The sequence below is a fragment of the Leptospira interrogans genome (assembly GCF_900156205.1).
GTDB classification, from domain to species: domain Bacteria; phylum Spirochaetota; class Leptospiria; order Leptospirales; family Leptospiraceae; genus Leptospira; species Leptospira interrogans.
Genome location: NZ_FTNA01000021.1, coordinates 1 through 26,970, shown reverse-complemented (window position 1 = coordinate 26,970; position 26,970 = coordinate 1). Strand labels below are relative to the sequence as shown.

Annotated in this window: 21 protein-coding genes, 2 pseudogenes and 1 riboswitch; of the genes and pseudogenes, 8 read left to right on the top strand and 15 right to left on the bottom strand. The window is 35.5% G+C overall.

The window, feature by feature from the left end:
- Nucleotides 1-857: 857 nt before the first annotated feature.
- Nucleotides 858-1,178: a pyrimidine/purine nucleoside phosphorylase gene (gene ppnP / locus BW942_RS15480; protein ID WP_000077234.1), complete on the bottom strand. Its 321-nt coding sequence runs from the start codon at nucleotides 1,176-1,178 to the stop codon at nucleotides 858-860.
- 365 nt (nucleotides 1,179-1,543) lie between these two features.
- On the opposite strand from ppnP, the gene BW942_RS15475 reads away from it, so the two are divergent.
- Complete coding sequence (locus BW942_RS15475; RefSeq protein ID WP_001081802.1) at nucleotides 1,544-2,971, top strand: Lcl C-terminal domain-containing protein; 1,428 nt, start codon at nucleotides 1,544-1,546, stop codon at nucleotides 2,969-2,971.
- 24 nt (nucleotides 2,972-2,995) lie between these two features.
- Here the strand turns inward: BW942_RS15475 and BW942_RS22250 are convergent, their stop codons facing one another.
- A complete protein-coding gene (locus BW942_RS22250; protein ID WP_000251564.1) occupies nucleotides 2,996-3,118 on the bottom strand; it encodes a hypothetical protein in 123 nt (40 codons plus the stop codon).
- On the opposite strand from BW942_RS22250, the pseudogene BW942_RS21825 reads away from it, so the two are divergent.
- Nucleotides 3,071-3,208, top strand: a pseudogene (locus BW942_RS21825) (RNA-binding protein); the annotation flags it as partial. The gene BW942_RS22250 and the pseudogene BW942_RS21825 overlap by 48 nt on opposite strands.
- A 24-nt stretch (nucleotides 3,209-3,232) precedes the next feature.
- Here the strand turns inward: BW942_RS21825 and BW942_RS22245 are convergent.
- From BW942_RS22245 to BW942_RS15425, 7 genes and pseudogenes are all read right to left on the bottom strand, one after another.
- Nucleotides 3,233-3,439, bottom strand: a pseudogene (locus BW942_RS22245) (tetratricopeptide repeat protein); the annotation flags it as partial.
- A gap of 134 nt (nucleotides 3,440-3,573) precedes the next feature.
- Nucleotides 3,574-5,061, bottom strand: coding sequence for a phosphomethylpyrimidine synthase ThiC (thiC, locus tag BW942_RS15460; protein WP_082279654.1), 1,488 nt, complete (start codon nucleotides 5,059-5,061; stop codon nucleotides 3,574-3,576).
- Nucleotides 5,062-5,182: 121 nt separating this feature from the next.
- A riboswitch (TPP riboswitch) is annotated at nucleotides 5,183-5,281 on the bottom strand.
- 1,048 nt (nucleotides 5,282-6,329) lie between these two features.
- Nucleotides 6,330-8,456, bottom strand: coding sequence for a WG repeat-containing protein (locus BW942_RS15455; RefSeq protein ID WP_001982459.1), 2,127 nt, complete (start codon nucleotides 8,454-8,456; stop codon nucleotides 6,330-6,332).
- A 128-nt stretch (nucleotides 8,457-8,584) separates the two neighbouring features.
- Complete coding sequence (locus BW942_RS15450; RefSeq protein WP_001015838.1) at nucleotides 8,585-10,090, bottom strand: WGR domain-containing protein; 1,506 nt, start codon at nucleotides 10,088-10,090, stop codon at nucleotides 8,585-8,587.
- A 102-nt stretch (nucleotides 10,091-10,192) separates the two neighbouring features.
- Nucleotides 10,193-12,166: a WGR domain-containing protein gene (locus tag BW942_RS15445; RefSeq protein WP_001016431.1), complete on the bottom strand. Its 1,974-nt coding sequence runs from the start codon at nucleotides 12,164-12,166 to the stop codon at nucleotides 10,193-10,195.
- A 377-nt stretch (nucleotides 12,167-12,543) separates the two neighbouring features.
- A complete protein-coding gene (locus tag BW942_RS15435; protein WP_001071872.1) occupies nucleotides 12,544-13,689 on the bottom strand; it encodes a DUF4303 domain-containing protein in 1,146 nt (381 codons plus the stop codon).
- A 743-nt stretch (nucleotides 13,690-14,432) separates the two neighbouring features.
- The gene (locus BW942_RS15425; protein WP_000243208.1) at nucleotides 14,433-14,897 is read right to left on the bottom strand and encodes a DUF2721 domain-containing protein; all 465 of its coding nucleotides are present in this window, start codon (nucleotides 14,895-14,897) and stop codon (nucleotides 14,433-14,435) included.
- Nucleotides 14,898-14,962: 65 nt separating this feature from the next.
- Here BW942_RS15425 and BW942_RS15420 point away from each other — a divergent pair, with 65 nt between their 5' ends.
- Nucleotides 14,963-15,661: a fatty acid desaturase CarF family protein gene (locus BW942_RS15420; protein ID WP_000846138.1), complete on the top strand. Its 699-nt coding sequence runs from the start codon at nucleotides 14,963-14,965 to the stop codon at nucleotides 15,659-15,661.
- Here the strand turns inward: BW942_RS15420 and BW942_RS15415 are convergent.
- Together BW942_RS15415 and BW942_RS15410 are read right to left on the bottom strand one after the other, a co-directional pair.
- Nucleotides 15,654-16,490 (bottom strand): LA_0991 family prenyltransferase-like protein, encoded by an 837-nt coding sequence (locus tag BW942_RS15415; protein WP_000499930.1) that lies wholly within the window; start codon nucleotides 16,488-16,490, stop codon nucleotides 15,654-15,656. The genes BW942_RS15420 and BW942_RS15415 overlap by 8 nt on opposite strands.
- A 48-nt stretch (nucleotides 16,491-16,538) precedes the next feature.
- Complete coding sequence (locus tag BW942_RS15410; RefSeq protein ID WP_001104369.1) at nucleotides 16,539-17,549, bottom strand: mechanosensitive ion channel family protein; 1,011 nt, start codon at nucleotides 17,547-17,549, stop codon at nucleotides 16,539-16,541.
- A gap of 147 nt (nucleotides 17,550-17,696) precedes the next feature.
- On the opposite strand from BW942_RS15410, the gene BW942_RS15405 reads away from it, so the two are divergent.
- The 5 genes from BW942_RS15405 to BW942_RS15385 all read left to right on the top strand — a co-directional run bounded on the left by BW942_RS15405 (nucleotide 17,697) and on the right by BW942_RS15385 (nucleotide 24,499).
- Nucleotides 17,697-19,946 carry an adenylate/guanylate cyclase domain-containing protein gene (locus BW942_RS15405; RefSeq protein ID WP_000133839.1) on the top strand — a complete coding sequence of 750 codons (2,250 nt, stop codon included), beginning with the start codon at nucleotides 17,697-17,699 and terminating at the stop codon, nucleotides 19,944-19,946.
- Nucleotides 19,943-21,511: a hypothetical protein gene (locus BW942_RS15400; RefSeq protein ID WP_082279650.1), complete on the top strand. Its 1,569-nt coding sequence runs from the start codon at nucleotides 19,943-19,945 to the stop codon at nucleotides 21,509-21,511. Before BW942_RS15405 ends, BW942_RS15400 begins: the two co-directional genes overlap by 4 nt.
- Before the next feature lie 4 nt (nucleotides 21,512-21,515).
- Nucleotides 21,516-22,331, top strand: coding sequence for a fibronectin type III domain-containing protein (locus BW942_RS15395; RefSeq protein ID WP_000836523.1), 816 nt, complete (start codon nucleotides 21,516-21,518; stop codon nucleotides 22,329-22,331).
- Complete coding sequence (locus BW942_RS15390) at nucleotides 22,331-23,098, top strand: DUF1554 domain-containing protein (RefSeq protein ID WP_000636960.1); 768 nt, start codon at nucleotides 22,331-22,333, stop codon at nucleotides 23,096-23,098. The genes BW942_RS15395 and BW942_RS15390 overlap by 1 nt, the downstream gene beginning before the upstream one ends.
- A gap of 540 nt (nucleotides 23,099-23,638) precedes the next feature.
- On the top strand, nucleotides 23,639-24,499 hold the full coding sequence (locus tag BW942_RS15385; protein ID WP_082279649.1) for a hypothetical protein: 861 nt from the start codon (nucleotides 23,639-23,641) through the stop codon (nucleotides 24,497-24,499).
- Nucleotides 24,500-24,715: 216 nt separating this feature from the next.
- On the opposite strand, the gene BW942_RS15380 is transcribed toward BW942_RS15385, so the two are convergent.
- The 4 genes from BW942_RS15380 to BW942_RS15365 form a co-directional block, all read right to left on the bottom strand.
- Entirely contained in the window at nucleotides 24,716-25,174 is a 459-nt protein-coding gene (locus tag BW942_RS15380) for a GNAT family N-acetyltransferase (RefSeq protein WP_001239008.1), read from the bottom strand.
- Nucleotides 25,175-26,251, bottom strand: a complete 1,077-nt coding sequence (locus BW942_RS15375; RefSeq protein ID WP_001170562.1) for a hypothetical protein — start codon at nucleotides 26,249-26,251, stop codon at nucleotides 25,175-25,177.
- Nucleotides 26,252-26,393: 142 nt separating this feature from the next.
- Nucleotides 26,394-26,621, bottom strand: a complete 228-nt coding sequence (locus BW942_RS15370; protein ID WP_000130601.1) for a hypothetical protein — start codon at nucleotides 26,619-26,621, stop codon at nucleotides 26,394-26,396.
- A gap of 54 nt (nucleotides 26,622-26,675) precedes the next feature.
- The coding region (locus BW942_RS15365; protein ID WP_139325930.1) for an integrase core domain-containing protein at nucleotides 26,676-26,970 on the bottom strand (295 nt) is incomplete at its 5' end.

The following is a 26,970-nucleotide window of genomic DNA, read 5'->3' as shown; positions in this document are numbered from 1 at the left end:
TTTGTGAGAGTTCCCACAGAAACTGTCGCTTAGAAACCGTTTATCATTTTGTAATTATCTTTTTAGAATTTGATTTTTGTATAGTTCCCACGTTCTAAGATTATTTAGGATCATTCATGTGATTTCTCAAACTCAGGCAGGCGGGAATTGTATAAATTCTAAGAGTTTGTCTCAAAACCTCAAAAAATTTTACGTGATGACCCTTTAGAAATTTTTAATAAAATGTAGTAGTTCCTACAAATTAAGTCGCATTTTGCGAACTTTCGAGCAATTCTAATATCATCAAATTTTCGTAGTAGTTCCCACATTGGACGGTTTTGGGACAAGCTTTAAATAGAAATGAGTAGTAGTTCCCACATTTCAGGAATTGAACTGTAAAGTTCGGATTCCAACTTTTTTCAGAATCATGGGTTCTTTACCCTGAACTCACGCAAACTCGATATAACAATGTAAAAATACACTTCATGAGCGATCGATCCATAGAGAGAGTTTTATCGAATTAAAGGATCATGAAGTTCAGCGGATTACACTTTGAACTCAACAAATACGGGTAGTAGATTTGGCATTTACTACGCGGACGCATGAAAATAGTACCAAGTTATTAACGGCCGAATTTACGAAAAAAATAGCGGTACTTAAAGAATGCCGCAAATTCGAGATTATGGCATTTAAAAGCAGGGCCAAAATATTCAAATTTTTGAAACAATCTAACTCAAGTATTCTATTCATGCGTCCGAGTAGTAAGAGTGATGCGTTTGAGTTCTGAGAGCAACATTGAGTTTTTATTCTTCAAGATTTTATTACATCGAATTTGAGTTAACTACTAAATTAGAATGGAAACGTTTTTGTTTTCAGAATTAGGAATTTTGAATGTAGGAACAACAATAGTCGCTAATTTTTTTAACATCCATTTGAAATCTGGATTTTGCGGGAACTTCAAAACTTTGACCACCTTTGATTTCTGACCAAACTTCTTGTCCTGGTAGTTTCACTAAAAGCTCACCGTCTAAAATTTCCATAATCTCTTTTTCGTCTGTTCCAAAGTCGTATTGACCTGGCATTAAAATTCCAAGGGTCTTTTTACTACCGTCTTGGAACAAGATGCTTCTACTTGTCACCTTACCATCGTAATATACATTCGCTTTTTTTATAATCGTTACGTTTTCAAACTGTGACATATTTACTCCATGGATCGAAAATAAATTTTAAAAAGAATCTAAAACTTTTTTGGGAAAGTTTCTTTTCGCAAGACTTACAAAATAAAACAGGAAAGATACAATTTTATGATGAAACATAACTTTAAAGACGGTTGAATGTTTTTGAGTTTTTTACGGATTTTTATCAAAAACGAATTGGAAAATGGACCAGGCGGTAGTTTCGGAAATTTAAAAATCTCGGATCTAAATTTGTGTTCGTTTTCTGTAAAAAAATGCCTATTTGATTCTTATAGATTCGAATTCTTTCATTGATTAGCTTATAACTTGATAGGATTTATTTTGGAATACCAATTATAGTTTTCTTATTAAAGGAAAATGATCTTTTTATGAATCGGCGTCTCTGCTTATCTTTGATGTTCGCAGTAACATCGTTCTTTGTATATTGTTCTCAAGCCGATCGGATCAGTATAGACTCTTCTTCAGCGGCTGGTCTTCTTTTTCAAGGTAGTATGGAGGCCTTGTTAACGGAAAATCAAAACCAGAACGATTCTCCAGTTATTTCCGGAGAACCAAAGGAAATTACTTCTTTTAGTTTTCAAGCCACAGATCATTTTTTTGTCACCGATTTTGTAGGAGAAGTCTCCGAAAATAGAATTGCGATTTTGGTTCCATTTGGGGCGGTGTCTCGTTTAAAAGCTACTTTCGTAACCACGGGAGTAAGAGTAGAGGTAAACGGTGTTCCTCAATCCAGTGGACAGACAATAAATGATTTCTCTTCTCCGTTGATTTATAGAGTAATTGCAAGTGATGAAAGTTTTCGAGATTATACGGTTCAAGCTCTTCCTATATTTCGTCTAACGGATTCGGGACAGACTAGTTGTTATTCATCTTGTTTTGATGATCCTGGTCAGGATGCGGATTATTCTACGGGGGTTCCTGCCAATTTTCAATCCAATGTAATTATGCCAGGTTATACTCCACAGCCTGTGACTTTTGATCGGCAAACTGGTTTGATTTGGAGATATTGCCCTGTTGGTGGAAGTAGCACTGTTTGTTCCATGCCTTATAATTATACTCAATCATTTGCAGTTTCTTATTGTACCAATCTAAATCAGATGAATGCGGGGCTGGGATATGCTGGTATTCAAGGTTGGAGACTTCCTGAAATTGAAGAGTTGATGACTCTCAGTACTTATAAAACTCCCACCGCAGCGTATATCAATTTAAGTGAGTTTCCTCTAGGAGATGTACAACTTTGGTCAAATACAACAAACGCATTCAATACGAACGAAGCTTGGGGATTTCGTTTTGATTTTGGACTTAACACTTCTACGGATAAGTCGGTTTCTTCAAATATGAATGTTCGTTGTGTTTCTGGTGGTAGAATGCCTGATCAAATTTACTCCGATTTAAATAATGGAGCGGTTCGAGACGATAGAACCAATTTAGTTTGGCAGAAGTGTTCCGTTGGACAGATCTGGTCGCCTAATTCTCCCGATTGTACTTTAGGAAGTGCGACTATTCATAATTTTGTTTCGGCTTTATATACATGCCAAAGTTTGAATTTAGCGGATCGTGCTTGGAGGCTTCCTAACGTTCACGAGTTGAGGAGTTTATTGGATTTTTCTTCTTCTTCGACAGGCGCGAAAATTGATCCGGTTGCTTTTCCGAATACTCCAGCCGTATCACAATATATTACGAGCAATTCCATTCCACATGCACAAGTGTTTAAAGTTAACTTTAAAGATGCTACAATCAGCACCACCACTTTGAGCACCCAAACTTATTTACGCTGTGTCAGTGATGGTCCTTGAGTAATTTTTCCGGTTAAAATTTCATTATTTATTTGTGAGTGCGTTGGATAAACCTCCAGAAAAATTTCCGATAGATTTAAACTTGGTCGGAACCGTTATTTTTCCGGAAAGTTCGAGGGTTTCGGCTTTATAGAAATGCCGAACCAAAAAAAGGCGATCAAGGATTTGGACGGTAAAAATGTCCTCACTCGTAACCTAAAAGTAAACGTAACAAAACCGAAAAACGACAGATTCTAATCTAAGGCCCCGGCCGGTTTTTTCTTACAAAAAAGCTGAGCCGGGACCGATTTCTAACTCAATATTTTTCCCTATCAGTAATATTTTCTTCCGCTCTTCTGTTTTCGCTCTTGCGTCTTGTTGCGATTCGTGGGAGCGGCTTTTGGCTTCTGATTAACTTTCGATCGCCTGCTTTTTATTTCCGGTGCGGGAATATACGATTCCTAAATTGAAATAGGTTTCGGTGGTGGATTAATTTTGTTGGAACGAATTCTTCCAGTGATATACACCGATCCTAAAAATAAACTCTTTCAGAATTTTCGTAGATCTCCGTTCTTCGTTCCAAAAATTCTTTCGACTTTTCCTCCAATTCCTACTTGGATCGCTTAGGATTCTTGGATTTCTTTTTCCTGCGCGAATTTTCTGAGTTCTTGAGTTAAATTCATAGAGCAGAAATGAGGGCCACACATCGAACAGAAATGAGCCGTTTTCATTCGATCTTGTGGAAGCATTTCGTCGTGAAATGTTTTTGCGGTTTCGGGATCCAGGGAAAGTGAGAACTGATCTTCCCAACGAAATTCAAAACGAGCTTTGCTTAAAAGATTATCTCTATCAATTGCTCCGGGATGTCCTTTTGCTAAATCGGCAGCGTGGGCGGCGATCTTATATGCGATTACTCCTTGTTTGACATCTTCTTTATTTGGAAGACCAAGATGTTCTTTGGGAGTCACATAACAGAGCATAGCTGTTCCGTACCAACCTATCATAGCAGCACCGATCGCAGAAGTGATATGATCGTAACCGGGAGCTATGTCTGTTACGATGGGGCCTAACGTATAAAACGGAGCTTCTTGACAAATTTTCGTTTGAAGATCTGCGTTTTCCTTGATTAAATTCATAGGAACATGTCCGGGGCCTTCTATCATAACTTGGATGTCTTCTTTCCAAGCAAGTTGGGTTAGTTCTCCCAAGGTTTCTAATTCTGAAAATTGGGCCTTGTCATTTGCATCTGCGATCGAACCAGGTCTAAGGCCATCTCCTAATGAAATGGAAACACCATATTTTTTCATTACCTTTAGAATTTCGTCAAAATGAGTATATAAAAAATTCTCTTTGTGATGTGCCTGGCACCATTTTGCAAGTATAGAACCTCCTCTAGAAACAATTCCGGTTATTCGATTTGTAGTAAGCGGAATATATCTTAGAAGTACTCCCGCGTGAATTGTAAAATAATCTACCCCTTGTTCTGCTTGCTCTTCTAACGTTTCTAAGAAAATTTGAATATTCAAATTTTCTGTTTTTCCTTTTACTTTTTCTAGGGCTTGATATATAGGAACGGTGCCGATTGGAACGGGTGAATTTCTCAAAATCCATTCTCTGGTTTCGTGTATATTTTTTCCCGTAGAAAGATCCATAACTGTGTCTGCACCCCATTTGATCGCCCAATGTAGTTTTTCGACTTCTTCTTCGATCGAAGAACTAAATGTGGAGTTGCCTATATTTGCGTTGATTTTTACTAGAAAATTTTTACCGATAACCATCGGTTCGAGCTCAGGATGATTCCGATTGGAAGGTAAGATGGCTCTACCACAGGCGATTTCCGAACGAACGAATTCTGGTTCCATATTCTCCCTAAATGCGGCATAACGCATTTCTTCCGTGATGATTCCTTTTTTAGCAAAATACATTTGGGAATGGTTTGAGTGATTGAAACGTTTTTGAATCCATTCTTTTCTAAAAGCTGGAATTCCGTTTTTATAATCCGCAGGTTGTTTTCCAGAGAGGGCACCTTCGGTGTGATAGGATTGGTATTCGGTTCCGTCGCTTAGTCGGATCGATTTATAAGGAATTTGTAATTTTTGAACAGGTTCCATAGATTCTCCTGGAGTTGGTTTGGAGTTGGAACCGAAGCGGAAAGAAAACCTTAAAAACAAGGTTTTGCAAAAATTCTATATAGACAAAATTTGAAAATCTATTCAAAAATTTGAATATATAAATTTTACAGGTCCGTTTTCCTACGCAGGTCTTATCCTGATCAGGTTCCGGGGACTCTCTCAGAGATTCACGCAGTGAATCCCACCCCCAACGTCCAAGTAAATATTTTGTTCTTAGATATTTTAAGACAAGTCAAAAAAGTTTTTATGAATGTCCTAATTTTTTCTGTTAAGAATTTATCCCAAAACCTTGATGAAATAGTATCGTCCATTTTTCACAAATCGAAGGAGTTCCCACGATTTTGGCAGTTTCAAATAGACTTTATTGTTTTAAACTTACCTAGGAGTTCTTACATTCTGATGTTTTGGGACAAGTTCTAAATAACACGAATTAGGCGTAAGGAATCCATGATTCATTTTCTTATAAAAAGTTGGAGTTTGAATTTTGCAGATTTATTTTTAAAATGTGGGAACTACCACAATGCACGATTTTGCGGACAAATTCTGAAAGTGTAGGAACTCATACTAGAACCTATTCAGAAAAAACGTTGTTCAGATTACTTTACTCGGAAAATGCCTGAGTTTTGAAAGTCTCCTTGTGAAATTTAGATTTGTGGGAAGAAGTTCCTACAGGTTACGTCTCTTATCGTCTTTGAGCAGACCTTTGCCATTGAATTTTTGGTGGTAGTTCCCACATTTTATTTTTTGCGGAAAAATCAGGTTTTATAAAATAAATGTCTTACATTGAATTCACGTTTATTATAAAGATGATATTCTAAATTTTTTCAGCCATTTCTTTTGCTTCTTTGAATTTTTTACTGCTCCAGACGTATGAAAATAATACCCGAAATGAATTGTCGATTTTACAAGAATATGCAAGTTTTCAAAAATTGCGTCTAACACAGAATTATCGACTTTTTTAAAGTAGATCCTACATTCTAAGTTTTTAAATAATGTGAATTCGGTATAACGTGAAAGCGATTATTATACGTTCCGTAGATAACAGCATTGAGTTTGAAAAATTCCGAAGCCATTGGAACAAAAAGAACTTAATGAAACGCTTTTTACGAAAACGTTTCAGTTCGCAAGTTAGTCTGCTATAAAATTCGTGAGCTACAACGACGATCCGGAAAACTAAAGCGAATGCTCTCCTAAGAATCGACGTTTAGAGAGTCGTCGCATTGAATTTTTTATTTGTCCCGGTTTTCTTACGCAGAATTACTAATCCACTGTACAATTTTTTGAAACTCTGAGTTTTCTTCCAAGAAGGTAAAGTATTCTCTTGCCCACAAAAAATGAGTTTTCAAATGTTCCGTTTTTTTAAGTATATGCAAATGTTGTAATGCTAGTTGTGTTTCTTGTATCAAACAGAAATATCCTGCTAAAGCCAGAGTTAAACGATTCGAGTTTACTGTTTCTGGTGAACGAGGTAAACGTTCGGCAATAGCTTGGATGTATTCTGATTTAGAGCTTTCTTTGAGATATGTGAATAAAAAAAGATTCAGAGTTTCAGAAAGATCATCTTGAGATATTTCGTTGAATTCGTCTTCATAAACTTCGAGCCATTCTTTTTGTCCGAAAATTTGGGAAAAATAGGGATGGTCTTTTAAAACTCTCTGCAAAATAAATTTTTCCGCGTTTAGAATTTTAGGTTTATCTTTTCCTACTTTGAACAAGAGCTTTGGAGAATGATCATCGTGTGAGTAGGATCGATAAATATAAAGAGGGTTTGTTTTTTTTATTTTTAAAAACTCGGAACGCGACAAAGATAAAGACAATGCTTTTTCAAAAACGACGTCGAGCAAATCGTTTCTGACACGAGAATGTATATCTTCTTCACAAGCTTCTGTGGGAACTACTTTAGAAAATACAAAATCAAAATCTACCGCAGGTTCACCTCCTTCGAATTCGTTGAGCAGATCTTTAGGATCATTATTGCCGGTAACAAAACAAGATGAGAGACCTACGTCACCTTCTAAATCATTCCAAAAAAAGAGTACGCCGCTTAACTCTTCTTCGGTTTGGGTTTTAAAATCTTTCCAATGAGCGTCAAGTTGACTCACGGTTTCGATAAAAACTTCTTCCCATGAAATATTTGTCAGTGCGCTGGCAGCTTTTCGCGCCGGTTCACTTCCTTTTCCAAGTTCGGTGACGATTTGTTGTGTATGTGTTTTCAAATTGGTAATCAAATCTTCCGGAGTGACGATGTCATTTTTTTTCGGACTACTTTCAATTTGTGAATTTGAAATTTGTATCGGTTCGAATTCGGTCCAAACTAACTTTCCATCTCTTGTAAAAAACTGAGTAAAGTTAGGCGTTTTTGAATCCGGAGAAAAACTGACTTTGATCAACTCCGGTAAGGAATTATCAATATGATTATATACCGGAGGGAGAATATATTCTCCTGAGGTATTGATCAATCCGTATTTCTTTTTGATTTCTACAACGGCGACACCATTTGAAAATCGATCGGTCCAAGTAAAAGCGGGTTGTATTATCCAAGCGCCCGTTTGATCTATATAACCCCATTTATTTGTGAGTGCGTAGGCTAAACCTTCTGAAAAATTTCCGGTAGATCTGAACTTTGTCGGAATCGCTATTCTTCCGGATTTATCAATATGTCCCCATTTACTTTTGGCGTCGTGAATAGCCGCAAAACCATCCGAAAATCCATTAGCATATTCGAATATAGGATTAATCACATAATTGCCGGTTAAATCGATAAAACCATGTTTTCTAGTTTTTTTATCTCTTACGTTGGCTAAACCGTCTGAAAATTTGTCAATCGATTCAAACTTAGGCAGGATAATGTATTCGCCCTTTAAATCAATCACTCCATATAGATTATAGTCTTCGTTGGCTACCGCTATCCGATCTTCGAAATAGAGTGAATTATGAAATTTGCAAGTGATGATTAATTGTCCCGATTTGTCTACGGCCCCCCAGTTTTTGTTTTCGCTGGATTGGATACAACCGAGTCCTTCTTTGAAATTTTCGGCTCTTTCGTATTGAAAGGGAATTATAAGTTCCCCCTTTGGGTTCATGTAGCCGTGTTTGTACTTACCTCGTTTTTCTTCGATATAAGCAATTGCAAGACCTTCGTGGAATTGTCCTAAATGTGTTGTGGTTGGAATTTCGAATATCTTTTCATTTTGTTTATTAATTATAAAAGTTTTATTGTCTTTTTCAACTTTGGCAAATCCATCATGGAATTCATTTGCCTTTTCGTATTCTGGTTCGATTGCCCATTGGCCAAGTGCATTAATATATCCTAATTTATAGTTTTTTCTGTCATTGGACCAACTACGAGCAAGAAATAAAGATTGATTTTTCATGGACTTTTAACCTATTCAGTATGAAATAAATTATAAATTGATTTATGTAGAATTTTCTTGTATAGATCAAATAGGTTCTAAAAGTTATCACCTAATAAAAATCAAGAACGAGTTTTATTATATTTTCCTTAAGCATTTTTATACTTAAGCTGTTTTAGATCACAGTCGTTTTCGTCCGCATCGGTACGGGCTCCAAGATAAGTAGGTTGATACAAGGAGCCTCCTTTGTAGGCGTATAAATAACGTACTTCTATGATGTCGTTTTCCTTTGGGATTGCAAAATTAACCGGAATGGTGACGTTGCCGACGGAAACCCATTCGTTTCCGTTGTAGAGACGCATACTAACGCTACGTTTTAGATTTACCGTTTCTACGCTTACGGTTGCGGTTTCGTAAAATTTAAATTTAATCTGAGAACCTTTGCTAGAAGGACGTCCCGCTTTATAAGGAGCATTCAAATCTTTGAATACGATTCCTTCTTTTTGTTTTTCGCGTAATTCTTCGAGCAGAACTTTTTTACCTTTTGTAGACTTGACTAGTTTTACGATATGAAAGATCTCATCTTGATCTTTTAAAATAGATTCCAGTATAGCATAACGTTCTTGATAGGGAAGGTGTTGAATGTCTTTACCGTCTTTTGAAAAAATGTCGAAAGGAAAAAAAACGTCTCCAATCACTTCTCCGTCTAAAATAAAATCTTCTGAAAAACTCAGAGAGTGGTCATGTAAAATTTGCGAAATTGCGATGATCAAACCTTTACGATTGATTCCTTCTACGTTGTCTCCAATTTTACGAATCATCATACGATTGCCGTCTAATTTTTCTTGGGCTCCGTATTGGTCGTCTTCTACATACGTGGAAAGTTCTTCTTCGTCGATAGGGTTGAGTAGTTGACAATGAACACCGCTTACTCGTTCTTCTTTTGTAGAATGTAAATAAGGAGTACCGGATTCTATTTCTGTGTATCCTTTCGCCATCTTGGAATTTACAAGTTGGCGCATAATTTTTTGTGCGGCTTCGTAAGATACTGGTTTTGAGGTTTTGGTTCCGGTTTGAAGAGAGCTTCCTCTTCTTCCGAATGCAAAATGAACCACGTAACCGTCTCCTTCCGGATCTATATTTACATGATAAACTTTATCGCTGCCGTCTCCTTGATAATAGAGACTAATTTTATTTAATTCTGTAGAATTTTCTGAAGGAAGGGGATTTGAATTTTGTTCTTGAGTTTGCGAGTTTTGTTTTAAGTTTTCTTTTTTATTTGCGGATGTTTGGGACGATTGTTTGATTTCGTTTTCTGATTCTTCGATAACTTTTTGTGGAGCAGATTTTGTTTTCTCTTCAGATTTAGAAATTACAATTTTATCCGCTTCTTGTTGATTGGATTTGTGTTTTTTATCATTGTTAGAAGTCAACTTTTCGGTTCTATCGTTTCCTTCTATATAACCTTTTTTTAATTTTTCCGAAAGTAGCTTTCGTGCTTCTTTGATACAAGTTTCTTCGGTTTCAAAAGTTTTGGTTTGAGAAGTCCCCGCCGTGCCAGTTTTACCATAAGTAACCGTAAAAGAATTTCCGGAAGTTTCTATGTTCCAGAATTTGTCCGATTTGTCGTCTCTGAATATAAGTTTGTGGTTCATATTTTTAATCCTGGTTTTTTTGAAATCGGGATTTATTAGTATATTTGAATTTAATAATTTTTATAATTAATTAAGATATGTCCTTTGTGTTTTGAATTGTCTTTATTGTTTTACTTTGATATACATATCTCCGTTTTCTTTGATCTTATATTCCACATAGTCCGATTTTTTCACAGCCTCTTCGATTTGGGCAAGAGTTACATCGTAGTATTTGGTTTTAGAGATGATGTTCAAAATGGCGTTAACGTGGTAAAATGAGTTATTCTCGATAGTGGAGAAGGCTTTGTATTTCTTTTTGTTTTCGTAAATCAATGGAATCAAAGTGATGATTTCTGAAATTGGATCGGAGAGACTCGTGATGGAAATAGGAATACTAAAATCGTCCGTATCAAGTATATATTGGAATCGTTTTTCTTTTTGGTTAAAGAACTCGTATTTTTTTTCACCTTCTGGGGTTTTTATGTATAGATACTTGCGCCATTGTTGGTCGCAGATAGAAATCAGATCCTTGAGAATCTGTTTTATATCTTTTCTTTCTGCTCTTTGCGCTAGAAGTTTTTCTCCGGTTTCCAAAGCAAGTTCTGGTTTATAGTCTCTATTGTCCGCAAGCGCTCGTAACAATGGATCTTTAATTTCTGGATGAATATCCAACTTTAACGGATCACGTCCATAAGAAACCGTTTTGTTCTTTTCCAATCGATCTTTCTGAAAACGTATCTGAAATTTTAGGATCTGTTCGTCGGTAAGTGGAGTGCCATTGATATTCAGTTGTTCTAATTCTGTAAAATCGTGTAGAAACTCGAGGTCATTCAACTTTGTGTCTTGTAGAGAAAGTTGACGCAGCTTTTTCAATTTGGCTACGGTGGAGAAATCTAGCTCGGTACATCTGTTTGCGATTAAGAAGTTAATTTCTTTTAGCGCAGAAACGTCTTTCACCGGGGTTCCAGAAATATCCACGCTAAATAGCTTTTTTTTAGCCATAGCTAAAACTGCAATATCGGAAACGGAAGTGTTGGCTAAACGGATGATTTCTAGTTTGAATTTTTTTTCAGCCAGAAGTGCTTCTAAAGGTTTTAGATCTGAAATTGTAGAATCGTTTAAGTTTAATCTTTCTAAAGTTAATATCGTTTCGAATGTAGGTTCCTTGTCTTTGTTTTCAAATTGATTCCGAAAAGCTTGTTTCCAAGCATCGCTAAGATTACTCCACCAGTTTGTTTTTAAATCCGCAGAAGGGTCTACAGGGCGTTCGTCAACTGGAATTTCAATCTTTATTTCAAATTCGTCACAAAGTTGTTTTAGAAAGAGTGAGCCTATATTATAATATACTGGATTGATTTCATCTTCTAATTCATGAATAATCGGAAAAATGGCGGGTTCCCCTTCTTTATTTTTTTCAGTTGGGTGATAAATCCAATCGGAATTGTCCATAAACTTGAGAGGGCAGAGCACGTTACTTTCTTTGCCATCGAAGATCTCATACACTCGATCTCCTTCGTCGAAAATATCAAAATCGAAATAACATTTTCCTAATTCTAATCGATTTGTTTTTAGAGTATTGTGTTTTTCAATTAGCTTTAAAAAAGACTTTGGAAATTTTTTATAGGAGCTTGGGTTACCAGGAGATTCTGCTGTAAGAGTGTTTCCGTTTTTAAATTCTACGATCAAAGTATTTCCGTTTATTTTTACTACATTTGTATGTTCAAAAATTTTACGTATGACCGGTTCAAATCCGGAAGAATCTGCCAGATAAGAAAAGTGTTTTGTTAAATCGTTCTGTAGATCTTTTGAGTTTACAATTTTTTCCCATTCTTTATGGAAATCATTAGGTGTTTGTACGGAAGTTTTTTCTTTTTGGGAAGAAGTTTGTATGTTTCCTTCTATATAACCTTTTTTTAATTTTTCCGAAAGGAGTTTTTGAGCTTCTTTGATACAAGTTTCTTCGGTTTCAAAAGTTTTGGTTTGAGAAGTTCCCGAAGTGCCGGTTTTACCGTAAGTAACCGTAAAAGAATTTCCGGAAACTTCTATGTTCCAGAATTTGTCTGATTTATCGTCTTTGAATGTAAGTTGATGGTTCATATTTTTATCCAGAATTGATTTAGTATATTCTATTTAATGAATATATCTTTGGTTTAAGTCTGATTCTTTTTCCAAGGTATTTAGAAAAATCGGTTGAATCTATATACTTATATCTTCTGTCGTTTTTTTTTGAGACAAACTTTGCAGTATAAAACGATTGTAAGTAAGATTTTCTATAAAATCTGTTCTAAATTTTTAAGGGCAGTATTTTTTTCGTTTTTTAAGTAAGTAATTCTTACTAAGATCTTTTGAATTTACTCCAAAATATTAGGGTTTATTTTTCTCAAAAAAGACATAGATATTGGAGTAATACCAGTCTGTGGGAAGTTCTATATTTTCCCAATAGATCCAGGGTTAATTTTGTCCAAGTTAAAGATTCAATAATTGTGTTCTGCTTTCAAACAGCTAAAATCGATTGAGGTTTTTAAATTTCGAAAAGTCTCTTGTTGTATTAGATTATTTAAAATTGAATCCATTGCTTTTGTATATTCGCTGTCTTTTTGTTCTAGGTCGCTAGCGTTATAATGTTTATCATAGAGTTCCTCGTCAAAGGGGCCTTCCATAAAACCGTCTTCATTTTCGTTACACGTTTCTATAAAATCAGCTAGAGTGTATTTCCAGTCTCCTATGTTATTTTTTAATGTTTGAATTTTTTCGGGAGTGTTATAGTCGTTTGGCCATTTGGATTGGTATTCTTCTAAAGTTTTTTCAAAGGTTTCGATACTATTCATCTTGATATAAGAGGCATCGATTGCAAAGCCGTAAAAAGTTTCATCGACATGATCTTTTGCAAAGGATTTGATTTTTTGAATTGCGAAGTTTGTCAAAACGTCAACGTCAAATCCATGTTTATGATTATCTTTTACTTTGGTTTCAAAAGAACTAGTTTCCTCTTCTGCGGGAAGTCCCAGTTCTATTCTGTATTTTTTTATTTCTTCTTCGGTTCCAAGGAGCACAATGTTTTCTAGAAATAAATTTCCTAAAAAAGAATCTTTTGCCTGGAAAATATGATCCCATGCAGAAAGTCCGTTTTGATCTTTTACCGAAGGTTCTAACCACATCGTATGTAAAAGATAATCTACAATTGCAATCGATTTCGTTTTAATTGCGTAGATTAGGATTGGATCTCCGAATTTTGCTGAATTCGTTTTTAACTCTATTCCCGGTGTGTCCTCATTTGCGATAAAAAATTCGATGTCTCTATTATTTACTGCTTCGATCAAAAGTTGATAAGTAGGACGTTTCGGAGAAATATTTTTTTCCGGAAAATTGTTCAGCCAATAATTACGCCATCGATCTGCATAATCGGGACCTTCTTCTTCCGGGTAATAACCTTCCCAGGCTTTCCACTTTATAAAAACCTCAAGTTCTTTGCTGGCTACGTTTGAATTTTCATATTCGTATGTTTGGGAAAGAATCCGATTGTTATTCTCATATTGTTGTATCGTAATTTGTTCTTTTTCCAAATTCAATTCTATACACTCTGTAACGTTGTGTTTTTGTATCAGTCTGATTTGATTCATTGTAGGATTCTTTTTTCGGATTAACGAGGAGCTATTGCAGTGGATGGCTATTTTATTTCAATAAGATTCTTTTTCTATATTAGAGTTGTTGAAAAATTCCTTAGTTCCGATTAACAAAACTGCTTCAATTGCCCGTTTCCATAAAATAGAAACAGATGGAGAATTAATTTTTCAACAATTCTATTCTTGATGTAGAAATTTTACCCGATTTATAAAGAAGAAATTGCCACTAGTGAACATAACAGCTATTGATCCGTTGTCCGTTTAAACTCCAAACCTAAGTGTTGTTTGACAGAAACAATATTCAAAGAATTCAACTTATTTAAAACAAGTAAATTTTTATCCCTGTGATCAAATAATCAACTTTTGCAGAGATTGCACTTTCAAGTATATGGTAATCATCTTTTAGAGAAATATTGACTGTTCTCTGAGCGATCGATCGATTCTATTTCGGATATTACTATCGAAAAAAAATCTTTATTGAGTTTTAATTTCGGTTCTTTAAGTGTTTTTTCTATTTCAGTTAGAATAGAATCTGAGATACTTTTCCGGAAATTAATTTCTCTAAAAAAATTTTTGGTTTTCCGCCGAATAAAATAGCTGAATATATACATGTCAGAATGAGTCTCGCTTTGCAATTTTATCTATTTCTTTAAAAGCCCTTTCTCAACGGAAATTGACGGCGTAGTTCATATCTTGACTATATAAAAAGTTTTTAACGATTTATATTCAGATTTTATAAATTACTTTGAGTTCGGTTTATACAGCGCATGCATTTCTATATCCAAAGCTTGCACAGAAAGATGGATTTCTAAGAGACAGATACAAAGAGAAATCACTAAAAAAAATAGAGCAGTTCCGAAAAGGCTCCAAGCGATTCCTTGAAAATCGAAGGCTAACGCGGTCAGACAGGAAGTGCAAGCAAGTAAACTCAAAATTCCGCTACTCTGAGTATGACGAATGAGGGAAAGACGAAAACGAAGGTTGCGGATTTGAGGAAGTAAGTCTGGATTTTGATTTTCTTGAAACTTTCCGATGAGTTGTCTTGAAAGACTCGCAAGACCTAAAAAACGATTTGTATAAGCAAGCATCAAGAGAGAAATTGCTGGAAACAATAAACCGGGTGTATTGAAGGAAAGAGGATTCATAAGCGACGAAGAATCAAACAGATCATCTTTTCGTAAAGTTTCATTTTTTTTCAAAACCATACTCTCTTTCCTGAAAAAATCTCGCCTGAATTCTTGTCTATAATAAGACTACACCAGGCAGTCCTATGAAAACAGAACCAACTCAGCTTCAAAAACCGAATTTAACGATTCACAGAATTTTCGAGACATTAAGCGTTGTAGCTTTTATTTTACTTTCGATTTATTTCGGTTATCAACTTACTCTCTTATTTTTAGATTACTTTATCGTTCATTCTTATTTGGCTTGGGCGATCCCACTTGTAGTTTTACTTTCTTGGCTTGGAGCCGATTTTCTTTCGGGACTCGTTCATTTTTTAGGAGATAGTGTAGGTTCGGAAAACACTCCAATTTTTGGGCCTGCATTTATATTTCCATTTAGAGATCATCATGTGGACCCTAAAGGAATTACCAGACACGATTTTATCGAAACTAACGGAAATAATTGTTTGGTTTCTTTACCTATTTTAGTATATTATGTTTTCTTTTGGGAGTCTGCGGGAGCGTTTAGTTATTTGCTCGCTTCTTTTTGGTTTTTTCTTCTTTTGGGGATTTTTGCCACCAATCAAATTCATAAATGGGCGCATCAAGATTCTCCTGCGGTATTTATAAAAATATTACAAAAATATAAATTAATTTTGGGGCCAAAACACCACGGAGTTCATCATACCGCACCTCACGATACGTATTTTTGTATCACTACGGGTTGGTTAAATCCGATTTTAAAATACTTAAAGTTCTATGAAATTCTTCGTTGGATATTAAGAATTCCTCCCGCTGTCAGATAGGATACAATTTCCGAAAAATAACTGGGATACAGGCAAGGATGAAATAACCTTCTCCTAAAATTCTATAAAGTTGTCTTTTTTGAAAAAAAGATTCAAAAAATAGAATATTTACCGGAATTAAGTAACCTATACTGAGGTAAAAGAATTCCGGTAAAATTACCCACTGATTTTTCCAGAACCAAATCAGATTGAGTATCGTTCCAATTCCGGATAACGTAATAACTGATTTTTTCAATGTCTTCTGCGAAATCCATCTTAGGATCGATTCAGCATTTTCTTTTTTATCTATCTCTACTTCCATATAAGAATTTACGAATGAATTACAAATTGTGGTCAAAAAAAATAAACCACACCAAACTTCCCATCTCGTTTTAGAAGTATATAAAATTGGGCCAAACCAAATTCCAGCGGTATAAAGGATAGAAACGGAACATTCTTTCCAAAAAAAAGAAACCTGTAAATAAGAAAACACAAAGTGTAACACTGTAAAAATTCCTATGACTAAGGCCGCCATTAGTATTTGTTCTTTTAGAAAAGCTATTCCGGATACAAAAGAAAAAATTGCGACTAAACCAGTGATCACAATTAAGAATATTCTGTTTTTATAATAAAATTCATGTCTTGGATTTGTGCTTTTATCTCTAAGTTTCCAACCATCTATCCAATGATCAGCGCTGTAAATTACCCAAACTGTGGTGGGAAGTAATATCCAAAATTCCATTTTTAGATCCGAATTTAAAACATAAGAAGCAAACCAGGCTGAAGAAACCGCTCCGCATACTATATCAATACTTAATACATTCCAATAGTAGAATATTCTGTAAAACATAGAGTAGTTCCTTTCTTTTCAAAACCAGCCAGAGAATAAAGTATATCATCACTTAAACTCGATTCCTTCTTTTTGAAAATTAGAATGTAGTTGTTTGATAAATTCGTGTCGAATCAAAAATTGATCTGAAAATTCTAAACAAGGTAAATCCATTTGGAATCCTACCGAATTAGGTCCAAATTTTTGATAAGAGAAAGAAATTTCTCGGATTGAATCGGATGGATAAAACTTTTTTAAGACTTCATTTCCTATGTTTATGGCGAGTGACTCTACTTTTTCCAAATCGGTTTGAGAATTTATACTTGCTTCGATTGGAATCGAAAAACATTTTTTAGATAATTCTAAAGTAGTGACTACAGAGGAAGCCATCACAGAGTTTGGAACTACGATTACACTATCGTTACGTTTTCGAATTGTAGTACTTCTCCAAGTGATGTCTTGAACGTAACCTTCTAATCCTTCTCCCTGCATTCGAACGTAGTCTCCTCTTTTAAGTTGTTTTCCGAGAAGGATTCCTAAACCGGAAAATAAATTTGAAAGTGTAGGTTGTAAACCGAGAGCGACTGCAAGACCTCCTACTCCCAATGCTCCTAATATGGGAACGATTGAAATTCCTAAAGATTGAAGAATCAATAGAATACAAACTGTAAATAATATGATCCGGATCGCATTACCTATGATAGAAGCAGAAGAAACCATTCCTTCTGTTTTGGTTTCGAATACTGCCGAAAAAAGATGAGAGAGTGAAATTGTACAAAGTACGATCGAAAGAATTTTAAAACCTAAAAAAACGGATTCTACCGAAGTGAGTTTTAAAAATTTAAGAAATAAAAAAGAAGAAAGTAGTAAAAAAAATAAACGGATGATTTTTCTTCCCGCTTTGTAAATCGGATGGGAAGTTGGAATTTTATTTCCGAAAAAAACTCCAAACAATTTGGGACTGATTCTGTCGCTTAATAGATAGCCAAAAAACAATACAAAAAGAAAAACTCCGGTCGCTTTTCCTAATTCCCAAAGAAAGTCTTTAGAGAACCAGTCTTGAACTTCGTTCCAATTCATGAGAACATTTTTTATTTAAAATATTAATCGTGCAAGATCAAATCGTTTGATTTCATTTTGATGTAAGGTTTAAGGATTTCAAGTCTATATCGTGTCTATTTCGTTCAAATTCTTCCCTAGGTCTTCATTCAAATTTTAGATTTTAGAATGACAGAAGATAAAACGTTCTTATTCTGCTCCAGACTTAAGGAAGGTGGGATGTTGGATCGATGGAAGGATAAAAATGACAAATCGGTTCGTTGGGAAGAGCTACCAAATCTTCATTCTGATTTGCAGGATTTGGATCTGATCATACGAAGTTTGATTTCGGAAAAACTTTCTCTTGGAATTCGAGAAATCATTTTTTGTCTTTCTGCAGAACAAGCTCTATCTCTAAAAAAATCCAGGGATTTTTTAAAACTTATAAAAGATCTTAAAAGAGCTGGTTTTACTATTTCATCTGCGGACAAGGATAAAATACTTTCCACAAACGTAGAATCTTCTTCTAAATTCTTTCGTTATTTAGAAAACCGTTCTAGAAATGTAAATTGTTTGGTTTGGACAGAGGATTTAGCACTTTCTCAGATCGAATCAAAATATTATGATTTTCTTAATCATTTCCACGGTTACAAATTTGAATCATTTCGTCCGTCCAGGTTTACAATTCGTGTAAAACTACTTTCTATCGTTTCTGCGATTATCACTCTTAGTATGGGCCTGATGATTACTATGGCTACGTACTTTTTTAGGAAATACAGCGAAATTCTAATTCAAGAATATAATCTATCTCTTGCTAGAATGACAGGCATTCAATTGAGCGGACAATTGAAAGAAACCACTCGTAAAATTCAGGATTTTCGTTCTGAAGATTCTGAAAAATTTTTTAGAACCAATTCAAACGCGGTTGCATACGTACGTTTTAAAAACAAGACGGTAAATTCCGCTTTGGAAATAGATTCCCTTTTTTGGAATTCAAAATTCTTAAAGTCTAATTCGGTTGTACCTGATCCTACAAATCTAAAAAATGCGTTGGAAAAATCTTTTTCCCGTTTGTCAGGTACATTAGAAATATTGAATGTTTCTAATGAGTTTGGTTTCCCTGCGGTTGCAGTTTTGCTTCCGGTTGGAGTCGAAATTTCAGGTTTGGTTTTTTCCGCTTCCGAATTTTTAGGTTCTTTTCTTAGTGTTAGACAAACCGATTTTTTTCAAATGATCGTGGTGGATTCTTCTGGAAACTTGATCGCTCATTCTAACGATAAAGAGGCGGTTTCCGGAAAGGATTATAAAAAACATCCTCTTGTGGAAAATATGTTACGTAGTCCTTCGGACAATGGTTCTCAACGATTCGATTTCGAAGGTAGAGAAGTATTAGGTTCTTATCAACAATTGGAAGTGGGTGGTCTTGGAATTATTTCTACGTTAGACGCTGATATTGCCTTTGAAGCGGTGTATAAGATCAGAAGACAAAATTTTTGGATTATGATTTCTGTTTTGTCAGTTGCGTTTTTTGTAGTGTTCGTTTTTTCAAGAACCCTTACGATTCCGATCATTCAACTTCTTTCTGCAACTAAAAAAGTGGAACAAGGAAACTACGCGGTGGATATTCGTGCTACTACACACGACGAAGTAGGAGTTCTAACAAATTCGTTTTTAAGAATGGCGAGGGGATTGGAAGAAAGAGAAAAAATTAAAAATACATTCGGAAAGTTTGTGAATAAAGAGATCGCCGAACGCGCGTTATCTTCCGATTTAAAGTTGGGCGGAGAAAATAGGGAGGTCACGGTATTTTTTTCTGACCTTAGAAATTTTACGGGAATGTCCGAAAAGATGAAACCGGAAGAGGTGGTTGAATTCTTAAATCAATATTTCACCGAAATGGTGGAATGTATTTATCTGACTCAGGGAATTGTGGATAAATTTATAGGTGACGCCGTGATGGCCCACTGGGGAGCTTTGGTTTACGATGGAAATGAAGCTAAAAATTCGATTAACGCCGCTTTGTTGATGAGAAGAGCGTTGATAGAGTTTAATTTAAAAGGAAAAGAAATCGGTCGTCCTTTTACTCGTTTCGGTTGTGGGATCAATTCTGGACCGGTGATCGTTGGGCAGATCGGCTCTGAAAAGAAGTTAGAATTTACGGTCATCGGAGATACGGTCAATCTTGCTTCTAGAATTGAATATTTAAATAAGGAATTCGGTACGGACATCTTAATTTCAGAAAGTACGTATCAACAAGCAAAGGATCATTTTAATTTTGTGGAGCTCCCACCCGTTTGGATTCGAGGTAAGGAAAAACCACAAGTCGTCTATGCAGTGTTAGGTTGGAAAGACGATCAGGATTGTCCTAAGTCCTTGGAAGAATTACGAACGTTATGCGGAATTCCGGATCCTGAAAACCCTTCTCGGTCTTTGGCATGAATTTATATTCTAAATTCAACAAGGAGATTTTTGTAGGAATTTTGTCTCTGCTTGTTTTAGGAGCTTCTTTGTTTCTTTTTTGGAAAGAAGGAGCCGTGGATTTTGGAAAAAGAGAGGCTGTCGGAAACATCACTTTTAAATACAGAACCGCTCAGAGAAAATTTTCGGATCATATGATTTGGCAAGATGTGGAACAGAACTTTCCTATTTTTAATCAAGATTCTGTCAGAACCGACGAGCTTTCAGAAGCGATCGTTACTCTAAAATCTGGAACTAAGTTTGAGTTAGATCCTAGATCTATGATCGTAATTCATCTTAAGGAAGGAGATGAACTTTTAAAATTGGAAGAAGGTTCTGTAAAAATACAAACAGATCATTCTATGAGTTTGATTTCCGGAAAAAACGTTTTAAAGTCCGGTGATGAACACGGTATATTTCGCATAACGCGAAACGAAAGTAGCGCGGAATACGTGGTGGAATCTACTAAAGGAAACCTAAAATGGATTGGTCCAGAAGGAAATGTAAGTTTGATCCAGGAAGGAGAAAATGTTAGAGTAGGAAAAGATACGCTTATACCAATCCGGCTAGAATGGAAGTTACTGGAGCCTGTAGATAATGATCGGATCTTTCCCGAAAGCGGAGAGGCCAAAATCAAGTTTCGTTGGAAGTCTGATTCTCACTTTGTCGGTTTATTAGAAATTTCGTTAAATCGAAATTTTAATTCTTTGATTTTTAAAAAGGAAATTAAGGGAGATTTTACAGAAGAGAGTTTTCCGGAGGGGATTTATTATTGGAGACTCATTTCTTCCGATAGAAAAAAATTTTCAGAAGTTCGTAAATTCAGAATTTTACCCAATCCTCCTGTGGCCTTGTTGTTTCCTTTGAAAAATACAACTCTGGAAGGAAATACGTTACAATCTTTTCGTTGGAAACCTTCTCAGTTGGCTACCGGTTATATTTTAGAAATTTCGCAATCCTCTGATTTTAAATCTGAACTCAAACAAATTACGGTTTTTAAAACTTCAATTTCGATTCCTTTGTCTGTAGGTAAGTATCATTGGAGAGTAAAAACTTTTTCTAATTTATCAGGTACGTCTTCTGTATCGGAAGTTAGATCTTTTTCTGTAGAAAATATAAAGTCTATGATAAGCTCTGAAACTATTTCTATAGAAAAAACGGTTCAAAAAGAAAATGTTTCTAAAGTTGATCTCAACGGAAATAAGATAGAGAGAATTCCTAAATTGGTATATCCTATTCATGGTGGGATTGTGGATATGACAGGGCGTAATTCGATCGTATTTAAATGGAAACATAACTCTAATTCTAAGATGGAAAAATGGAATCTAAATCTTTATGGAAAAAACGGGAAGTCTATATTCAAACGATCTGTAAACGGAGAATCCTTTCGTTTAACAGATCTTGGTATTTTGGACGTTGGAAAGTTTAGGTGGGCTTTGATTCAAGAAGGAAACGAATCCAATCAAACTAAGTCTGAATTTACGATTGTTTTGAGAGAGGACTTAGCCGCTCCCGAAACGAAAACAACTGGTAAAAAAGGGGAGTGACGGATTGAAATCTATAGTCTTAAAAATTTCGGTTCTTTTTTGTTTATTTATTAGTTATTCTGCATATTCAGAAGAAAGAAAGTATACCTATTATATAGAATGGAACGAAGTAAAGGGAAATAACGGTTATAAGGTGGAAGTTAGAAAAATTTCCAATCCTGAAATTCTTGTAGCCGAAGAAAAAACGGTCACTAGTAGTTTAGAATTTTTAATTCCTGCGGGTGAATACGAATTTAGAATTTCCGCTCTGAATCGTTTTGGAAAACCATCCTCTTGGAGTCAGTGGTCTTCTTTTCAAGTGGAACAAGATAAACCTAAAAGTGTGGTGGAAGCGGAAAAAAAGTTGACTGCAGCGGGAGTTTCTACTTGGAAGATATGGGTTCCTGGTTTGTTACCGATAGAAAGAAAAGAATATATCAAGGCTTCTTTGATTTTTTTGTGGTTTGGTGCGCTTGCAGTTGCGGGTAACGCGGAAAGAGTTGCGGGTAATTCTTTTGCACAATCCGCCACAAATGATCCTGCGTTTTTAACATTAGTTTCTTTTTATGCGCCTTTACCGGTATCGATCTATTTTCTTCAGCAAAGAGATGGAGATAAAAAAGAATACGAAAGGCATCAAAATAATCAGGTGAGTATAGGTCTTTTAGCTATTTTGAGCTACGGCTTAAACGTATGGTTGGAAAAACGTTCTTTTCATTCTACTACCGTTTTGATAGAATCCAAACCGGAAAGTATGTCCAGAGGAAATGATTCTTATCAGCAATCAAACGTTTTGTTTTCTTTGGGAAGGTTCGAAATTAGTTTTCGAAAGGAGCTATAATGATCGTGCAAAAAATTGGTTTCTTTAGAAAGATTCCTTTTTTATGGAATTGGATTTATGTTTTTGGTAATTGTATTAAAAATATTCAAAAAATAATATATTCTTTTTTAATTGTGTTTTGTTTTGTATCTCGTTGTTCGGTTCCGTTTCCAAATTTTAATTCGAACCTTTTGTTATTGCCTTTGTTAAATGCAAACAATACAAATAACGTTTCCGATCCTAATCTTGAATTGAAATATATTTTTGTTGCCGTTACAGGAACAACTGGGCAGATAGGCGCGGGTACTGTGACGGGAGCCGATACTATTTGTACGAACGAAAAAAATACAAACTTTACTTCTTTGCCCGGAAATGGAACTGACTATAAGGCTTTGATTGCTTCGACGTTGGCTCCTATACGAAGAGCTTGTAATGCTACTCCCAATTGTACAAACTCTGCAGAAAATGTGAATTGGGTTCTATTGCCCAATCAGGATTATTATAAGGGAACGGTTACTTCTCCCGTAAAAGTGTTTACCACTAATTCTGCGGGGATTGTAGTTTTTCCTTCTCTCAGTTCAATTGATTCTAACGCGGCTACTACTTGGTGGACCGGAATAGAGGATAATTGGATTTCCAGTCCGGATCACTGTGCCAACTGGACGGATGGAACTGTCATTAGTAATGGGCAGTTTGGTAGCGGAAATACAATTTCTAATGCTTCTATCGCATCAGGATTTACTTTGGATTGTAGTATTTCTAGAAAACTAGTCTGTGTAAGGCAATAAAAGAATTAAACACGAATGAGCTTGGAGCGGTTTGTTTGGAGAATGAGTAAAGCAGTGAACGTATTAGATTGAGTATATTATAAATACTAAATGTTTTTTTGAAATTAAAGAATGAAATAATTTCGCGAGAGCTGCGGGGACGTGGCGTGTAGATGAAGTTATGCGCTGTTGCTAATGAAAAATTTATCAAGCTTAGGAAGAGTTTATTGCCAATTTTCTTTTTTAACGTGAGCAGGGTCGTAAGAGAAATTGGGGAATTTTTTCTAAAAGTGTGAGTTTCAAAGTTTTATCGTAAATCTAGATTTGTGAGAGTATCCACAGATTAAGTCATATTATGAATTTTTAAATATTCATTTTTCGTGATTGGAATTCGTATAATGTAATTCTAAACTATATGAAAGTCTGAAATTTTATTTTACCCATTGAGAAATTAGACGGTTTATAGTACGAAGACATTGGAATAGAAGTTCCGCAGAAAGAAATTTTTAAGAGCGAAAAAATCACTATGCTGTTAAAGAAGAATTAGGAATGATTTAGTTTATGAAACACAATCTCATATTCAGATACGAGAAATTCCACAATATTCGGATGGTAAAAAAGTCATTTTTGTTGATGATTTCGTTCGGGTTATTCGTTTATTCTTGCCAAAAAATTGATCTCGATTCTAGAAAAATATTTACCGCTTCTGGAAATAAGAATCTTCCCTTTGCCATAGAGATCGAGGGCCGAGACTATTCGTATCATCCGGAAAAACAGATTCTAAGGATTCGATATCCGATTTGGTATCGGGATCCGTTTTTCACTTGTGAGGCGTGTAGGCAATGGATTCGGGTTGCGGAAGCGGAAATTTTGCTAAAGAGTAGACCCATTCTAACCAAACGCACGTTATACGAAGTTAGAAGGAGCGACGCTTGGGAGGATTGTTTCCCGAATGAAGGGCGGAAGTTGATTCGACCGGAATCGCAAATAACACGATCCGATTTGAATTCCGAATTGAAAAAACAAATCAGACTAAGAACAGTCGCCTATCCTGAATTTTCCATCCGATTGCTTATGGATCATTTTGTCGATGTTCGCACGAAGGTGATTCTTTATTCCGCTTTTTCGAACGAGACTACCGTGGATGTTAGAGAATTGTGTTTGGTTCGAGAATCGAAGATTGTAGATTGTTTTTTTGTTTCCAATTCGGATTTTGATTTTCTTCCTTTGGGAAAGAATCGATATCTTTTGGCAGAATCCTATCGGGGTACGAATTTCCGATACTTTGAAATTTACAAGGATCGATTTGTCTTAGAGGATAAATCGATTTCAAGGTTCGTTTTCGATGGAGATATCTATGCTACTTCGGAGGGAGAAGGTTCCATTCGGGAAGCCGACTGGAAAATTGAAACATTCCGGTAAAAAAACGATCCAAAAGAAAAGTTGTAGTCTCCGAGTGTGGTCGTAATACGACGTTCACTCCCGAGCGAATGAATGAACGGGTATTTGGAATCTTTAAAAACAATCGTCGAGGCGAAAGATTACCACGCCGGTCTTGACGAATATTTTTCTTATCTCGCAGCCCCGAAGCTTTTGTAGAAGAACTATTTCGGCGAGCGAAGGGTTGCAGTTCCTGGGTCACTCTAAAATCTTGCGAAAGTAGATAGCCGACTCCGCGTAGCTAATCCTGGCATAGAATTCACTCGCCCTGCGTGTTGCTAAGGCGACAAGCTTAGAACTGCGAGTCGTAGCCCATGCTTCAGCTTCCTTCATCAGCATGTGACCGATGCCCTTTCTTCGTAGCGCAGGTTGAACCATAATTTCCTCAATCCAGGTCACACGACCATTGGCGTAGAAGGTGAAATGATCGAAGGCCAGACAGTAGCCAACCAGATGAGAATCGTGAACGGCTACGAGTAACGCAGCATCGTCTTGTTGAAGTATTTGGACAAATGCTTTTGCGAAGGCAGAAGGATCTGGTAGGAAAGACGTGGCAAAATCCGAAACGAGCGGGAATAGCTGTATCTGGTCGTCGGAGCGAGCTTTGCGGACGTGAACATGCATTTCTAGATACCTCGGTGACGCGGGAAGCCGCAATTAGTCGACGTGCAAAAATATTTTTTCGTTGAATGACTGTAAATTTGCAAAAAAATTTCTTAAATACTTTGTGGATTCCTTTCTTTGAAAAGGAAAATACTTTGCAATAATTTTCGGATATCGATCAAATATAAATGTAATAAAACAAAGACCCTCTAATTGATTCTTCAGATCCAATGGAATGGAGCGAATCAAATGAGGGTGAGGAAGATAATCGCAAAAAATTATACAATTGGGAGATTCATAATTAAATAATTGAGCTACAGCTTCTTGAATACCATTTTTAATAATTTTTATGAAGTCACTTTCAGAGTTTCGCGAAAAGCCAATAATCTCCCCATTCATTCCTTCAAATTTTTCTCTTGATGAAAAATAATCGATATGTCCTATCAATGGGATTTTAATAAATAAGTTGTCTTTTTTAAATTGTCTATTCAATAAATCATATAGCCAGTCACAATATGAATCATATTTTGCAATAATGTCTTCAATTACTTTTCCGTTAACAATGTCATCGATAAAATCAGAAGGTAAGAATCTGATATTTGAAATCTTATTTTTTAATGCAAATCTTGAAATGACTTGCGATAGTAAATCAGAGAGATCTCTCCTATTTTTATTGATACTGCTCGCCCCAAGTGTTTTGATCTCTAACGTTATTTTTTTGAAATCGTGATAATTAACTTCTATATCGGGAGTCTTATTGGTTCCCGTTGGCAATAATCGAACAGACTGATTATTTTGTATAAAGTAGTAAGAAATTAGTAACTCATTAAAGGTTGAGTAAAATTTGTCCTTTAATCGAAGTTTTCCTTCTATTTCACGACCTAAGCCAATTGTTTCTTTACAACTTTTTATCACTAACCCTTGGTGAAATAAATTGAGTATGTTATATATTCCATTTGCTTTGATATGCCGGGAAATTGGATGCTCGTTGTCTAGATCTTCTGAAAATTTACTAATAAAAAGGAATATTTCTGTGATAATTTCCTCTTTTAATTTTAGGTTATACTCAATAATTAACTTTTGAATCTCATGATTTAGTATGTAATCTTTAATACTGAAAAGTTTTTGCATGGTAGTCTAACGAAAAAGTCTCCTCTACGTTTGAGTGAGTCTTAGCAAACGTCTTACAAGCCGAGCGAGCGTTGCGGAGCAATCTCGAAGCGCCGCGTCAGAGCCGACAGTTAGGCGTAGTTGTATTGGTAGCTGTTATGACCTAGGATTTTGCCAATCCCCTAATTAAAGAACCTCTATAACTGGGATCTTTCTCATTCCACCAAACACATTGATTTTTAAGATCTACATTGAAATATGATTCATAATAATCTTCTTCTGAAGCGCCTTCTTGATCTTTACCGAATAGCTTTATTTTGACAATATCTTCTATTAAATTAAAAGGCTCATTAGTAAGTGCAATTGCAGTAAAAGTCTCAAGATCAGTCATACTTAGCTTTTCACTCGCAAATCCTAACCTAGTGACGAATTATTGGACACATTTTTACGCAGCATTTACTTCAAATTGCACAGGACTCACAAAGTCTAATGACGAATGAGATCTGTGTCTATTATAATAAACCTCTATATGATCAAAAAGTAATTCTTCGGCTTCTTGAATTTTATAAAAGTAATTATATTCCATTTCTCTTTTCAGAGAACCAAAGAAGGACTCAGCGACTGCGTTGTCCCAACAATTTCCCTTTCTACTATTACTCCTTCTGAGTTTATTATTTAACAGATACCTTCGAGTTTCGTACGAACAATAATTGGATCCTCGATCCGAATGAAAAACTAAA

Excerpts from the sequence above, each read along its gene's own strand:
- ppnP (WP_000077234.1), bottom strand. The coding sequence starts at position 1,178 with ATGTCACAGTTTGAAAACGTAACGATTATAAAAAAAGCGAATGTATAT.
- BW942_RS15475 (WP_001081802.1), top strand. The coding sequence starts at position 1,544 with ATGAATCGGCGTCTCTGCTTATCTTTGATGTTCGCAGTAACATCGTTC.
- thiC (WP_082279654.1), bottom strand. The coding sequence starts at position 5,061 with ATGGAACCTGTTCAAAAATTACAAATTCCTTATAAATCGATCCGACTA.
- BW942_RS15455 (WP_001982459.1), bottom strand. The coding sequence starts at position 8,456 with ATGAAAAATCAATCTTTATTTCTTGCTCGTAGTTGGTCCAATGACAGA.
- BW942_RS15450 (WP_001015838.1), bottom strand. The coding sequence starts at position 10,090 with ATGAACCACAAACTTATATTCAGAGACGACAAATCGGACAAATTCTGG.
- BW942_RS15445 (WP_001016431.1), bottom strand. The coding sequence starts at position 12,166 with ATGAACCATCAACTTACATTCAAAGACGATAAATCAGACAAATTCTGG.
- BW942_RS15435 (WP_001071872.1), bottom strand. The coding sequence starts at position 13,689 with ATGAATCAAATCAGACTGATACAAAAACACAACGTTACAGAGTGTATA.
- BW942_RS15425 (WP_000243208.1), bottom strand. The coding sequence starts at position 14,897 with ATGGTTTTGAAAAAAAATGAAACTTTACGAAAAGATGATCTGTTTGAT.
- BW942_RS15420 (WP_000846138.1), top strand. The coding sequence starts at position 14,963 with ATGAAAACAGAACCAACTCAGCTTCAAAAACCGAATTTAACGATTCAC.
- BW942_RS15415 (WP_000499930.1), bottom strand. The coding sequence starts at position 16,490 with ATGTTTTACAGAATATTCTACTATTGGAATGTATTAAGTATTGATATA.
- BW942_RS15410 (WP_001104369.1), bottom strand. The coding sequence starts at position 17,549 with ATGAATTGGAACGAAGTTCAAGACTGGTTCTCTAAAGACTTTCTTTGG.
- BW942_RS15405 (WP_000133839.1), top strand. The coding sequence starts at position 17,697 with ATGACAGAAGATAAAACGTTCTTATTCTGCTCCAGACTTAAGGAAGGT.
- BW942_RS15400 (WP_082279650.1), top strand. The coding sequence starts at position 19,943 with ATGAATTTATATTCTAAATTCAACAAGGAGATTTTTGTAGGAATTTTG.
- BW942_RS15390 (WP_000636960.1), top strand. The coding sequence starts at position 22,331 with ATGATCGTGCAAAAAATTGGTTTCTTTAGAAAGATTCCTTTTTTATGG.
- BW942_RS15385 (WP_082279649.1), top strand. The coding sequence starts at position 23,639 with ATGAAACACAATCTCATATTCAGATACGAGAAATTCCACAATATTCGG.
- BW942_RS15375 (WP_001170562.1), bottom strand. The coding sequence starts at position 26,251 with ATGCAAAAACTTTTCAGTATTAAAGATTACATACTAAATCATGAGATT.
- BW942_RS15370 (WP_000130601.1), bottom strand. The coding sequence starts at position 26,621 with ATGACTGATCTTGAGACTTTTACTGCAATTGCACTTACTAATGAGCCT.